The 13,450-nt window shown below is 74.6% G+C and carries 11 protein-coding genes; 8 read left to right on the top strand and 3 right to left on the bottom strand.

Going from position 1 to position 13,450, the window contains the following annotated elements:
- Nucleotides 1–73: 73 nt before the first annotated feature.
- The 3 genes from ACTMS2_RS11165 to ACTMS2_RS11155 all read right to left on the bottom strand — a co-directional run bounded on the left by ACTMS2_RS11165 (nucleotide 74) and on the right by ACTMS2_RS11155 (nucleotide 3,237).
- A complete protein-coding gene (locus ACTMS2_RS11165) occupies nucleotides 74–1,381 on the bottom strand; it encodes a dicarboxylate/amino acid:cation symporter (RefSeq protein WP_441175490.1) in 1,308 nt (435 codons plus the stop codon).
- 262 nt (nucleotides 1,382–1,643) lie between these two features.
- Complete coding sequence (locus ACTMS2_RS11160) at nucleotides 1,644–2,279, bottom strand: DUF998 domain-containing protein (RefSeq protein ID WP_441175330.1); 636 nt, start codon at nucleotides 2,277–2,279, stop codon at nucleotides 1,644–1,646.
- On the bottom strand, nucleotides 2,272–3,237 hold the full coding sequence (locus tag ACTMS2_RS11155) for a glutathione S-transferase family protein (RefSeq protein ID WP_441175329.1): 966 nt from the start codon (nucleotides 3,235–3,237) through the stop codon (nucleotides 2,272–2,274). Before ACTMS2_RS11155 ends, ACTMS2_RS11160 begins: the two co-directional genes overlap by 8 nt.
- A gap of 107 nt (nucleotides 3,238–3,344) precedes the next feature.
- Here ACTMS2_RS11155 and pcaF point away from each other — a divergent pair, with 107 nt between their 5' ends.
- The 8 genes from pcaF to ACTMS2_RS11115 all read left to right on the top strand — a co-directional run bounded on the left by pcaF (nucleotide 3,345) and on the right by ACTMS2_RS11115 (nucleotide 13,056).
- Nucleotides 3,345–4,547, top strand: a complete 1,203-nt coding sequence (pcaF, locus tag ACTMS2_RS11150; RefSeq protein ID WP_441175328.1) for a 3-oxoadipyl-CoA thiolase — start codon at nucleotides 3,345–3,347, stop codon at nucleotides 4,545–4,547.
- Nucleotides 4,548–4,824: 277 nt separating this feature from the next.
- Nucleotides 4,825–5,643, top strand: a complete 819-nt coding sequence (locus ACTMS2_RS11145) for an SAM-dependent methyltransferase (protein ID WP_441175327.1) — start codon at nucleotides 4,825–4,827, stop codon at nucleotides 5,641–5,643.
- Nucleotides 5,644–5,647: 4 nt separating this feature from the next.
- Nucleotides 5,648–7,822 carry a putative bifunctional diguanylate cyclase/phosphodiesterase gene (locus ACTMS2_RS11140; RefSeq protein WP_441175326.1) on the top strand — a complete coding sequence of 725 codons (2,175 nt, stop codon included), beginning with the start codon at nucleotides 5,648–5,650 and terminating at the stop codon, nucleotides 7,820–7,822.
- A complete protein-coding gene (locus ACTMS2_RS11135) occupies nucleotides 7,819–8,319 on the top strand; it encodes a DUF456 domain-containing protein (protein ID WP_441175325.1) in 501 nt (166 codons plus the stop codon). Before ACTMS2_RS11140 ends, ACTMS2_RS11135 begins: the two co-directional genes overlap by 4 nt.
- A gap of 411 nt (nucleotides 8,320–8,730) precedes the next feature.
- Entirely contained in the window at nucleotides 8,731–10,092 is a 1,362-nt protein-coding gene (locus tag ACTMS2_RS11130; protein WP_441175324.1) for a glutamine synthetase family protein, read from the top strand.
- Between the two features lie 108 nt (nucleotides 10,093–10,200).
- On the top strand, nucleotides 10,201–11,556 hold the full coding sequence (locus tag ACTMS2_RS11125) for an aldehyde dehydrogenase family protein (protein ID WP_441175323.1): 1,356 nt from the start codon (nucleotides 10,201–10,203) through the stop codon (nucleotides 11,554–11,556).
- A gap of 4 nt (nucleotides 11,557–11,560) precedes the next feature.
- Nucleotides 11,561–12,328 carry a 3-oxoacyl-ACP reductase gene (locus tag ACTMS2_RS11120; protein WP_441175322.1) on the top strand — a complete coding sequence of 256 codons (768 nt, stop codon included), beginning with the start codon at nucleotides 11,561–11,563 and terminating at the stop codon, nucleotides 12,326–12,328.
- A complete protein-coding gene (locus ACTMS2_RS11115; RefSeq protein WP_441175321.1) occupies nucleotides 12,325–13,056 on the top strand; it encodes a gamma-glutamyl-gamma-aminobutyrate hydrolase family protein in 732 nt (243 codons plus the stop codon). The genes ACTMS2_RS11120 and ACTMS2_RS11115 overlap by 4 nt, the downstream gene beginning before the upstream one ends.
- Nucleotides 13,057–13,450 lie beyond the last annotated feature (394 nt).

Here is a 13,450-nt window from a genome sequence, read left to right as displayed (position 1 = left end):
CCTCTCCGGAGGCGGGGAGGGCCCGCGGTGGGGCCCTCCCCGGGTCGTCGGGTCGCTCGGTGCGGCGGGTGGCTCAGGCCGGTACGGGGGCCGGTTGCTCGGCCCGGCGCGGACCGGTGTCGGTGTCGGCGTCGGTCGGGGCGAGCAGCGGGCGCCGGCCGGCCGAGTCGTACGCGGCCCGGTCCAGGGTGCCCTCGCGGGCGGCGACGATCGTCGGCACCAGCGCCTGACCGGCGACGTTGGTGGCGGTGCGGATCATGTCCAGGATCGGGTCGATCGCCAGCAGCAGGCCGGCGCCGGCCAGCGGCAGGCCCAGCGTGCTCAGGGTCAGGGTGAGCATCACGATCGCGCCGGTCAGGCCGGCGGTGGCGGCCGAGCCGACCACCGACACGAAGGCGATCAGCAGGTAGTCGGTGATCCCGAGCTGCACCCCGAAGACCTGGGCGACGAAGATCGCCGCCAGCGCCGGGTAGACCGCCGCGCAGCCGTCCATCTTCGTGGTGGCGCCGAACGGCACCGCGAACGAGGCGTACTCGCGGGGGACGCCGAGGCGCTCGACCGAGCGCTGGGTCACCGGCATCGTGCCCACCGAGGAGCGGGAGACGAAGGCCAGCTCGATCGCGGGCCAGGCGCCCGCGAAGAAGCGCAGCGGGTTGAGCCGGCCGGCGCCCACCAGCAGCAGCGGGTAGACCACGAAGAGCACGATCGCGCAGCCGACGTAGACGGCGGTGGTGAACCTGGCGAGCGGGGCCACCAGGTCCCAGCCGTACGAGGCGACGGCGTTGCCGATGAGGCCGAGCGTGCCGATCGGGGCGAGCCGGATGACCCACCACAGCGCCTTCTGGACGATCTCCAGCAGCGCGCGGTTGATCGCCACGAACGGCTCCGCGGGCTCGCCCACCAGCAGCGCCGCCGCGCCGACGACGAGGGCCAGGAAGACGATCTGGAGCACGTTGCCGTCCACGAACGCGCCGACCGGGTTGGTCGGCACGATGCCGGTGAGGAAGTCGGTCCACGAGCCGGTCTTCGCCGGCGCGGTGGCGCCGGCGGTGTCGAGGGTGACGCCCCGGCCCGGGTCGGTGAGCACGCCGAGCCCGATGCCGACGCCCACCGCGATCAGCGCGGTGACGCCGAACCAGAGCAGGGTCTTGAGCGCCAGCCGGGCGGCGTTGGTCACGCCGCGCAGGCTGACCACGCTGACCACGATGGCGGTGAAGACCAGCGGCGGCACGGCCAGCTTGAGCAGTTGGACGAAGAGGCCGCCGACGGTGTCGAGGGTGCTGGTGAGCCAGCTCAGGTCGTTGGCGCGGGCGAGGAAGCCGAGCGCCACGCCGAGGACGAGACCGAGCAGGATCTGCACGGAGAAGGGGATCTTGCGCAGGGCGGAAGCCATGAGGGTGTGTCCCAGGTCTGGAGGGTCGGTACGGGCAGCGTCAGGAGAGCGGCTGCGCCGGACAGACGCCGCTGGCCTGCAGTCGGAGGTCGACATACAGGCGCACGGTCAGGTGCCAGACGTTGGTCATCGTCGCCGAGGCTAACGCCGGCCGTCGATGCAGCGGAAGGAGCCCGTGCGGTGACGCTCCTTACAGCGTGGCCCGGGACGGATCTCCCCGGCGCGGGGCGTCGACCGGGGTGGCCCCCGCCTACCGGCGGAGCGCGACGGCGGTCGCGGTGGCCGCGCCCCACAGGACGGCCACCAGCAGCAGCAGCCGCTCCAGGACGGCGATCAGGCCGCCGCGCCCCACGAAGACCAGGGCCACGGCGGTCGCGCCCGCCAGCGGCAGGGCCGCCGCCAGGGCCACCGCGCCCAGCCGGCGCAGCGCCGACGGCGCGGCCCGGGTGAGCGTGACCGCCAGCATCGCGAGGACCACCGCGGCCACCGCGAGGATGCTCGCCGCGCCGTGCACCAGGTCCGCCGTGGTCGCCCGTTCGAACGGCGGCAGCGGGCAGCCGGCGCTGCACGTCACCGCCCCGGAGACCAGCGCGAAGACGCTCCCGGCCGCGAGCAGCCCGGCCGCCGCCCGCAGCACCGGGGGCAGCGCCGTCGCGAGCAGCAACAACCCGGCCGCCAGGGCGAAGACCCCGATCCGGTACGCCGGGGCGTACGCGCTGTCGGTGACGCCCGCCTCGCTGACGTACCCGGTCAGGCCCGGCCCCGGACCGGCGACCACGGCGACGGTCACCGCGACCGCGCCCCCGACCACGCAGGCGGCGGAGGCCGACGCGGCGGCGGCCCGGGGCGGTGTGGCGCGCGGACCGGCCCGGCGCGGCTCAGCCACGCCCGTGCGGCGTGGTCCAGCCGGAGGTGTCGGGGCCGAGCGGGACGATCCCCGTCGGGTTGATCGCCGCGTGGGTGCCGTAGTAGTGCCGCTTGATGTGGTCGAAGTCGACCGTCTCGCCGAAGCCCGGCGTCTGGAACAGGTCCCGCGCGTACGCCCAGAGCACCGGCATCTCGGTCAGCTTGTGCCGGTTGCACTTGAAGTGACCGTGGTACGCCACGTCGAAGCGGACCAGGGTGGTGAAGAGCCGCACGTCGGCCTCGGTGATGGCGTCGCCCATCAGGTAGCGCCGGCCCGCGAGCCGCTGCGACAGCGCGTCGAGCCGCGCGAAGAGGGCCGTGAACGCCTCCTCGTACGCCGCCTGGGAGGTGGCGAAGCCGCACCGGTAGACGCCGTTGTTGACGTCGCGGTGGATCTCCGCCATCAGGGCGTCCAGCTCCGGGCGCAGCGCCTGCGGGTAGAGGTCCGGCGCCCCCGGCCCGTGCAGGCCGCGCCACTGCGTGGACAGGTCCAGGGTGAGCTGCGGATAGTCGTTGGTGACCACCCGGCCGGTGCGCGTGTCGACCAGCGCCGGCACGGTGACCCGCCCGGTGTAGTCGGGGTCGGTGGCGAGGTAGGCCTCGGAGAGGAAGCCGACGCCGAGCACCGGGTCGAACCCGTCCGGGTCGAGGGCGAACCGCCAGCCCCGCTCGTCGCGGATCGGGTCCACGGTGCCGAGGGAGATCGCGTCCTGAAGGCCGAGCAGGTCGCGTACGATCCGGGCCCGGTGCGCCCACGGGCAGGCCCGGCACCAGATCAGCCGGTAGCGTCCCGGCTCCAGCGGCCAGCGGCCCTGCGCGTCGGGCCCGCCTCCGGGCGGGGAGTCGGAGTCCGGGGTGACCCGACCGGTGAACCGGTTGGGCTGGCGGACGAACTCGCCGCCGACACTGGTCTCTGCGCTGAACTGGGCCCGGGCCATGCCGCCAACCTATCCGCTGCCCGCGCGGATATCCTGGCTGCCGGGCGTCCCCGCGACCCGGAACCGCCCCGCCCCCGCCCTTCCCACCCCCCCGAAGGATCGCGCTGATGACCGTGGCATACCTGGTGGCCGGTGTCCGCACCCCGATCGGCCGGTACGCCGGCGCCCTCGCCGGCGTCCGCCCCGACGACCTGGCCGCGCACGTGATCCGCGAGCTGGTCGGCCGGCACCCGTCGGTGGACTGGGCGCGGGTGGACGACGTGGTCCTGGGCTGCGCCAACCAGGCCGGCGAGGACAACCGCAACGTGGCCCGGATGGCGGCGCTGCTCGGCGGGCTGCCCGAGGAGGTGCCCGGCAGCACCGTCAACCGGCTCTGCGGCTCCGGCCTGGACGCCCTCGCCACGGCGGCCCGCTCCGTCGTCGCCGGCGAGGCCGACCTCGTGGTGGCCGGCGGGGTGGAGAGCATGAGCCGCGCCCCGTTCGTGATGCCGAAGGCAACCACCCCGTTCTCCCGCACCGCCGAGGTCTACGACACCACCATCGGCTGGCGGCTGGTCAACCCGCTGATGAAGAAGCAATGGGGCATCGACTCCATGCCGGAGACGGCGGAGAACGTCGCCGCCGAATACGGCGTCAGCCGCGCCGAGCAGGACGAGTTCGCGTACCGCTCGCAGCAGCGGGCCGCGAAGGCACAGGCCGACGGTCGGTTCGCCGAGGAGATCGTCGGCGTGACCGTGCCGGCGGGCCGGCGCGAGACGAAGCTCGTCGAGGTCGACGAGCACCCCCGGGAGACCTCGCTGGAGAAGCTCGCCGCGCTGCCCACCCCGTTCCGCGAGGGCGGCACGGTGACCGCCGGCAACTCCTCGGGCGTCAACGACGGCGCGGTGGCGCTGCTGGTCGCCTCGGAGGCGGCCGTGGCCCGCTACCACCTGACCCCGCTGGCCCGGGTCGCCGGGGCCGCCGCGGCCGGCGTACCGCCGCGCGTGATGGGCGTCGGGCCGGTGCCGGCCACCCGGAAGCTGCTCGACCGCCACGGCCTCGGCCTCGACGCGGTCGACGTGATCGAGCTGAACGAGGCGTTCGCCGCGCAGTCCGTCGCGGTGCTGCGCGAGCTGGGCCTGCCGACCGACGCCGAGCACGTCAACCCGAACGGCGGGGCGATCGCGCTCGGGCACCCGCTCGGCGCGAGCGGAGCCCGGCTGGCGCTGACGGCCGCACTGGAGCTGCGCCGCCGGGGCGGCCGGCGGGCGCTGGCCACCATGTGCGTCGGCGTCGGCCAGGGCATCTCGCTGCTGCTCGAGGCCGCCTGACCCACGTGGGCCGGGCTCCCGGGCACCTGCGGGGGTTCCGGCCCGCGCGTGCGCGTCGGGTGCCCCGACCGTGACGGGTCGGTTCCGTCCGTCGTACGGACCGTGACGAGGGCCGGAAGGGCCGACGAAGTGGGTCATGGGACCTCCCGGAGCCGGGAGTTCGCGGCCTAGAGTGGTGAGCACCACACGACCCGCGGGTCGGCCGGTGCCCCGCGTGCCCCAGGCACCCCGGCGCCGGTCCCCTCCCGCACCGCGGCGACGACCATGAGGTGCAGCAGTGCAGAAGCCGGACGGACTTCCCGCCGAGATCGACCTGTCCCGGCCGAGCGCGGCCCGGGTCTACGACTACTTCCTCGGCGGAGCGCACAACTTCGAGATCGACCGGCAGCTCGCCGAGCAGATCGCGAGCATGACCCCGAACCTGGCGGCGACCATGCGCGCCGGTCGGGAGTTCCTGCGCCGCGCCGTACGGACGCTGCTCGACGCCGGCATCGACCAGTTCCTCGACATCGGCTCCGGCATCCCCACCGTCGGCAACGTGCACGAGGTCGCGCAGGCGGCCAACCCCAAGGCCCGGGTGGTCTACGTCGACATCGACCCGGTCGCGGTGGCGCACAGCCGCGAGCTGCTCGCCGGCGACGACCTGACCGGGGTGATCCACGCCGACCTGCGCGAGCCGGAGCGGATCCTGGCGGGGGCCCGTGACCTCGGGCTGCTCGACTTCAACCGGCCGCTGGGCATCCTGCTCGCCGGGGTGGTGCACTTCATCCCCGACGCCGACCGCCCCGGCGACGTCCTGGCCACCCTCCGGGCCGCCGCGGCCCCGGGCAGCCACCTGGTCGTCTCGCACTCCACGTTCGAGGACCAGCCGCAGGAGATGCTCGACGCGCAGCGCCTCTCCGCGCGTACCGACACCGAGATCACGCTGCGCTCCCGTGCCGAGGTGACGAGCTTCTTCGGCGACTGGACGCTGCTGGAGCCGGGCGTGGTGCACATGCCGCTGTGGCGCCCCGACTCGCCCTCCGACGTGGACGAGCACCCGGAGCGGTTCGGCGCCTTCGGCGGCGTCGCCCGGTACGACCAGCCCACCGCCTGATCCGATGGCCGCCGTCCCGGAGCCCGGCGGCGACGACCTCAGCCGGTCGGGCGCCCAGCGTTACGCGGCCGAGTGGGCCCGGACGGTGCGCCGACTCGGTTTCGTGCCGCTCAGCGCGGCCGAGACCGAACGGCTGCTGCACCTGCACACCGTCCGGCTCGCCCAGGCCCTGCTGGCCGAGCCGTTCTCGGCCCTGCCGGCCGAGGAGGTGGGGCGCGCGCTGGTCGAGGAGCACCTGACCGAGCCCCGGGTGCTCGACTGGTCGGTGCGGGCCCTCGGCGACCGGTTCGCCGCCCGGGTGCTGCCGGGCCGGGCCCACCGGGACGAGACGGCGGAACGGGTCGCGGCGTTGCAGGGCGGGCTCGCCGCCGGCTTCGCCCGGGCGCTGCGCGACCGTACCTTCGCCCAGCAGGAGCGGATCGCCCGCTCCGCCTGGCAGGCCCGCGACGACGTGGAGCAGGCCCTGCGCGACAGCGAGGCCCGGTTCCGGGCGGTCTTCGTGGGCGCGGCCACGGGGATCGGCATCGCCGGGGTCGACGGTCGGATCATCGACGTCAACCAGGCGTTCGCGGACATGCTCGGCTACTCCATCGAGGAGCTGAGGCAGACCAACGTGGCCGCGCTGTTCCACCCCGACGACGCGGCCGGGATGTGGGAGCTCTACCAGGAGCTGACCGAGGGCAAGCAGGACAGGGCCCGGGTGGAGAAGCGCTACTACCGCAAGGACGGCAGCGTGGTCTGGACGGACCTGTCCGTCTCGTTGATCCGCCACGACGACGGCCGGCCCCGGTTCACGGTCGCGATGATCGAGGACATCACCGAGCGGTACGAGCTCCAACAGCGGCTGCGCTTCCAGGCGCTGCACGACCCGCTCACCGGGCTGCCCAACCGGACCCTGTTCTTCGAGACCCTGGGCCGGGTCTTCGACGTCGCCGACGCGACCCAGCGCGTCGGGGTCTGCTTCCTCGACCTGGACGGCTTCAAGGCGGTCAACGACAGCCTCGGCCACGACCTGGGCGACCGGCTGCTCGTGGTGATCGCCCGGCGGCTGGCCGACTGCGTCGCCGGCCGGGGCCACCTCGTCGCCCGGATGGGCGGGGACGAGTTCGTCATCCTGGTCGACGACGGCGCCGGGATCGACGACGCGGTGCAGGTCGCCGAGGTGGCCCTGGCCGCGGTGTCCGCCCCGGTCCGCATCGGCGAGCACCAGCTCGCGGTGTCGGCGAGCGTCGGCATCGTCGAGTGCCCGGTCGGCGGGACGAGCGCCTCGGAGCTGATGAAGGCCGCCGACACCACGCTCTACTGGGCCAAGGCGGAGGGGCGCGGCCGGTGGGCGGTCTACGACCCGGAGCGCGGCGCCCGCGACATCGCGCGCTCCGCCCTCGCCGCCGGGCTGCCGGCGGCGCTGGACCGGGGCGAGTTCGTGGTGCACTACCAGCCGATCGTGTCCCTGCTGGAGGGCTCGATGCTGGCCGTGGAGGCGCTGGTCCGCTGGCAGCACCCCGAGCTGGGGCTGATCGGGCCGGACCGGTTCATCGGGCTGGCCGAGGAGACCGGCCTCATCGTCCGGCTCGGCGAGTGGGTGCTGCGGCAGGCCTGCCGGGACGCCGAGGCGTGGCGGCGCGAGTTCCCCCGGGCCCAGTTGGTCGTCAGCGTCAACCTGGCCGCCCGGCAGGCCGACGACCCGGGGATCGTCGACACCGTCGCCGACGCGCTGACGTCCACCGGGCTGCCGGCGGACCTGCTGCAACTGGAGCTGACCGAGAGCGCGGTGATGGGCACCGCCGGGGAGCCGCTGCGGTCGCTGCACCGGCTGGCCACCCTCGGCGTACGGATGGCCATCGACGACTTCGGCACCGGCTACTCCAACCTGGCGTACCTGCGCCGGCTGCCGATCCACTGCCTGAAGCTGGCGGGGCCGTTCGTCGAGGGCATCCGGGGCGAGGACGCCGACGCGACGGCCGACCACCGCGACGAGCGGATCGTGGACGCGCTGGTCCGGCTGGCGCACGCGCTGGAGCTGTGGGTGACCGCCGAGGCGGTGGAGACCGGGGCGCAGGCGGAGCGGCTGCGCGCGCTGCGCTGCGACACCGGGCAGGGACGGTTCTTCGGCCCACCCGCCCCGGCGAACGAGATCACCGAGCGGCTGCGCGCCGAGGACCGGGGAGCGACGGCATGAGCCTGACGGACAGCGAGGCGGCGGTCGGCGTACTCGCCGGGATCGCGATCCTCGCCGGGCTCGCCGGCGTGGTGGTGCCCGGCCTGCCGGCGCTGCCGCTGTGCTGGGGCGGGGTGCTGATCTGGGCGGTCTTCGGCGGCGCCGGGCCCGGCCGCTGGGCGGTGCTCGCCGCCGCGACCGTGGTCGTGGCCGGCGGCACCGTCGTCAAGTACGCCTGGCCGGGGCGGAACCTGAAACGTACCGGCGTGCCCACCTCTTCGCTGCTCGCCGGGGGGCTGCTGGGGCTGGTCGGCTTCTTCGTGATCCCGGTGCTCGGGCTGGTGCTCGGCTTCGTCGGCGGGGTGTGGGCGGCCGAGCGGCTGCGCCTGGGCGACTCCCGGCTGGCCTGGCCCGCGACGAAGCAGGCGGTGGCGGCGGCCGGCCTGTCCATGCTGGTCGAGTTCCTCGCCGGCCTGCTCGTCGCCGGGCTCTGGGTGGCGGGCCTGCTGCTCACCTGAGACGGCGCGGTGCGGGCGCAACGCGGTGCGGCGACGGCGCGGGGCGGGCGTCGGGTACGGCGCAGCGCCGTACGGGTGAGAGAGAGGTGACGTGCCCCGCGCCGCCGCGTGCCGGGCGGTCCGAGCGCCCGGCGGTGGCCCGTCGCGATCGGGCCTGGTCACGGGCTCAAGCATGCGGCGCACGCGCCGCCACGGCAACGCAATTTGCCCGGTCGCCGGGCCGACCGGTGGGCCGCTGCCGAGCCTCTCGGTGGCGGCCGCCGGGCGGGACGACTGCGCGCGACGGGCACCGCGTCGGCGGAGGCGTCCGGCGGTCACACCCGGCGGCCCCCGGCGCGGTTGCCGGGACGCCGGGCGGGGCATTGACGGGCATCCGGTAAGCCAGTAGACCTTGGTGATGGAGGCCCGCCGATGAGAAGAGCTCCGCTCACGTTGGAACAGCTGCGGGTCGCCGTCGCAGAGGGTGAGATCGACACCGTGGTGCTGGCCCTGGTCGACATGCAGGGCCGGTTGCAGGGCAAGCGGTTCCACGCGCCCTACTTCCTCGACGAGGTGGCCGCCCACGGCAGTGAGGGCTGCAACTACCTGCTGGCCGTCGACGTCGACATGAACACCGTGGACGGGTACGCGATGTCGAGCTGGGAACGCGGCTACGGCGACTTCGCCATGGTGCCGGACCTCGACACGCTGCGCCGGGTGCCCTGGCAGCCGGGCAGCGCGCTCCTCCTGGCCGACCTGGCCTGGCTGGACGGCTCCCCGGTCGTCGCCTCGCCCCGGCAGATCCTGCGCCGGCAGCTCGACCGGCTGGCCGCGCACGGGCTGACCGTGTACGCCGGCACCGAGTTGGAGTTCGTGCTGTTCCGCGACTCGTACGAGGAGGCCTGGCGGCGCGGCTACCGCGACCTGACCCCGGCCAACCAGTACAACGTGGACTACTCCCTGCTCGGCACCGCCCGGGTCGAGCCGCTGCTGCGCCGCATCCGGCGGGAGATGGCCGGGGCGGGACTGACCCCGGAGAGCGCCAAGGGGGAGTGCAACCTCGGCCAGCACGAGATCGCCTTCCGCTACGACGAGGCGGTGGCCTGCGCCGACCACCACGTGATCTACAAGAACGGGGCGAAGGAGATCGCCGCCCAGGAGGGCATGTCGATCACCTTCATGGCCAAGCCGAACGAGCGCGAGGGCAACTCCTGCCACATCCACTTCTCGCTGCGCGACGCCGACGGCCGCTCGGCCATGCTCGGCGACGGGCCGGCGCACCTGTCGACGACCGGGCAGCGGGTGCTGGCCGGGCTGCTGGCGACCATGCGCGAGTTCAGCCTCCTGTTCGCGCCGAACATCAACTCGTACAAGCGCTACCAGCCCGGGTCGTTCGCGCCCACCGCGCTGCGCTGGGGCACGGACAACCGCACCTGCGCGCTGCGGCTGGTCGGGCACGGGCAGGGCATGCGGGTGGAGAACCGGGTGCCGGGCGCGGACGTGAACCCGTACCTCGCCATCGCCGCGCTGGTCGCGGGCGCAGTGCACGGCATCGAGCGGGAGCTGGAGCTGGGCGAGGAGTGCACCGGCAACGCGTACGACGACGCCACCGCCGAACGGGTCCCCGGCACGCTGCGCGACGCCCTGGCTCTCTGGGAGGGCTCGACGCTGGCCGCCGAGGCGTTCGGGGACGAGGTGGCGGCCCACTACGCCAACCAGGCGCGGGTCGAACTGACGGCCTTCGACGCCGCCGTGACCGACTGGGAACTCCAGCGTGGCTTCGAACGCCTCTGACCCCGCCCCCTCCGGCGGTCGATCATGGAGTTCCGGTGGGCGATCGAGGATGATGGGCGGCTCTGACGAGGCACAACTGCATGATCGACGCCGCGAAGGGGTGGGTACGTGAGTGAGGTGGTGGATCCGGCCACCGGGGAGGTCGTGGGGCGGGTGGCTGCCACGTCGGCCGAGGAGGTCGACGCGGCCATCGCGCGCGCGGACGCGGCCTTCGTACGGTGGCGCGCGGTGGCGCCGGGGGAGCGGGCGCGGGTGTTGCGGCGCTTCGCGGCGGTCGTCGACGCGCACCTGGAGGAACTGGCGCGGCTGGAGGTACGCAACTCCGGGCACACCATCGGCAACGCGCGGTGGGAGGCGGGCAACGTCCGCGACGTCCTCGACTACTACGCGGGCGCGCCGGAGCGGCTGACCGGGCGGCAGATCCCGGTGCCGGGCGGGCTGGACGTGACGTTCCACGAGCCGCTCGGCGTGGTCGGCGTGATCGTGCCCTGGAACTTTCCGATGCCCATCGCCGCGTGGGGCTTCGCGCCGGCGCTCGCGGCGGGCAACACCGTGGTGCTCAAGCCCGCCGAGCTGACCCCGCTGACCGCGCTGCGCCTGGCCGAGCTGGCGCGCGAGGCGGGGGTGCCCGACGACGTGTTCACCGTGCTGCCGGGCGCCGGGTCGGTGGTGGGGGAGCGCTTCGTCACCCATCCCGCCGTACGCAAGGTCTGCTTCACGGGCTCCACGGAGGTGGGCACCCGGATCATGGCCGGCTGCGCCGCGCAGGTGAAGCGGCTGACGCTGGAGCTGGGCGGCAAGAGCGCCAACCTCGTCTTCGCCGACGCCGACCTGGAGCGGGCGGCGGCCACCGCCCCGTACGCCGTCTTCGACAACGCCGGGCAGGACTGCTGCGCACGCTCGCGGATCCTGGTGCAGCGCCCGGCGTACGACCGGTTCCTGGAACTGCTCGAACCGGCGGTGCGCGCGCTGCGGGTGGAGGACCCGGCCCGGGAGACCGCCGAGATGGGCCCGCTGATCTCCGCCGCCCAGCGCGACCGGGTGGCCGGCTACGTCGAGGGGGCGAACGTGGCCTTCGCCGGCTCCCGCCCCGACGGCCCCGGCTTCTGGTACGCCCCGACGGTGCTGCTCGCCGACTCGCCCGCGGACCGGCACTGGCGCGAGGAGATCTTCGGCCCGGTCGTCTCGGTGCTGCCGTTCGACGACGAGGCCGACGCGATCCGGCTGGCCAACGACACCGAGTACGGGCTGTCCGGCTCGGTCTGGACCCGGGACGTGGGCCGGGCGGTGCGGGTGGCGCGGGCCGTGGAGGCGGGCAACCTCAGCGTCAACTCGCACTCCTCGGTGCGGTACTGGACGCCGTTCGGCGGGATGAAGCGCTCCGGGCTGGGCCGCGAGCTGGGCCCGGACGCGCTGCACGCCTTCACGGACGTCAAGAACGTGTTCATCGCGACGGAGGAGTGATCAGGTGCGGGGTCGACTTGAGGACCGGGTGGCGGTGGTCACCGGAGCGGGCAGCGGGATCGGGCTGGCCACCGTGCGGCGCTTCGCCGCCGAGGGGGCCCGGGTGGTCTGCGTGGACGTCGACCCGGAGGCGGGCGGGCGGGCCGCCGAGGAGATCGGCGGGGAGTTCGTCGCCACGGACGTCGCGGACGAGTCGGCCGTGCGGGACCTCTTCGACGGGGTGGCCGAGCGGCACGGGCGCATCGACGTGGCGTTCAACAACGCCGGCATCTCCCCGCCCGAGGACGACTCGATCCTGACCACCGGCCTGGACGCCTGGGAGCGCGTGCTGCGGGTCAACACCACGAGCGTCTACCTCTGCTGCAAGTACGTCATCCCGCACATGCGCCGGCAGGGACGGGGCTCGATCATCAACACCGCGTCGTTCGTGGCGCTGATGGGGGCGGCCACCTCGCAGATCGCGTACACGGCGAGCAAGGGCGGGGTGCTGGCGATGACCAGGGAGCTGGGCGTGCAGTTCGCCCGGGAGGGCGTGCGCGTCAACGCGCTCTGTCCCGGCCCGGTCGCCACCCCGCTGCTGCTGGAACTCTTCGCCGCCGACCCGGAGCGCGCCGCCCGCCGGCTGGTGCACGTGCCAATGGGGCGGTTCGGGAAACCGGAGGAGATCGCCGCCGCGGTGGCGTTCCTGGCCAGCGACGACTCGTCCTTCATGACCGCCGCGCAGTTCGTCGTGGACGGCGGCATCACCGGCGCGTACGTCACGCCGCTGTGAGCCGGCCACTGATCGGGATCACCGCGTACGTCGAGCCGGTCGGCTGGGGCGTGTGGCGGGACGTGCCGGCGGTGCTGCTGCCCGAGGCGTACGTCCGGGCGGTCACCGCGGCCGGCGGCCGGGCGGTGGTGCTACCGCCGGACGACCGCGACGCCGACGTGCTGCGGGTGCTCGACGGGCTGCTCCTGGCCGGCGGCGCGGACGTCGACCCGGCCCGGTACGGCCAGCTGCCGGCGCCCCGCACCGAGAGCCGCCCCGGGCGCGACGCGGGCGAGTTGGCCCTGCTCACCGCCGCCCTCGACACGGACCTGCCGGTGCTCGGCGTCTGCCGGGGGATGCAGTTGCTCGCCGTCGCCGCCGGCGGGTCGCTGCACCAGCACCTGCCGGATGTCCTGGGGCACGACCTGCACCGTCCCGCCCCCGGCGTCTACGGCGGGCACGGCGTGCGGTTCGCCCCCGGCAGCCTGGCCGCGACGGTGCTGGCCGGCGTGGTCCGGGTCAACTCGTACCACCACCAGGCGGTGGCCGACCCGGGCCGGCTGACGGCGACGGGCTGGTCCGACGACGGGGTGGTCGAGGCGGTCGAGGATCCGCACCGCCCCTTCCTGCTCGGCGTGCAGTGGCATCCGGAGAACGAGCCCGACCCCCGGCCGATCGCCGCCCTGGTCCGGGCGGCCGGGGAGCACCGGTCGGCCCGGGAGCACCGGGCCGGTCCGGCCCTTCGGTGACGTCCCTGCCCGGCCGGGCGTGCCGCCGGCGACGTCCCTCGACGGCGTGGTGGGCCGTCGGCGACGTTCCTCCTCAGCGCGGTGGGCCGTCGATGGTGGCCCGGCGCGGGACGCCAGCACGCAGGTAGGTGTCGCAGATCACAGTCGCGTGTCGAGGGGTGCGGGGTGGTCCCGGTGTGGTCCCGTCGGCGGGACTGAAAGGCCGCGCTGGTGGGGATTCGGGCGAGCGCCGTCGCGTGTGGATCGGGCCGCGCGACGCCGCCGCGAGGGGCCGACGGCCCGGTGCGGCGGACGTAACCAGCGCACGGCGGGCGGTATGCGTTACGTTGCTCGTCCGTCGGGGTACCAAGCGGGGCACGGCCGGTTGGATCACCGGGCCGAGGCGGTGATGGCC

This window comes from Micromonospora sp. SD12, assembly GCF_052068495.1.
Taxonomy (GTDB): Bacteria; Actinomycetota; Actinomycetes; order Mycobacteriales; family Micromonosporaceae; genus Micromonospora; species Micromonospora echinofusca.
This window is presented reverse-complemented; position numbering and strand designations above follow the sequence as displayed.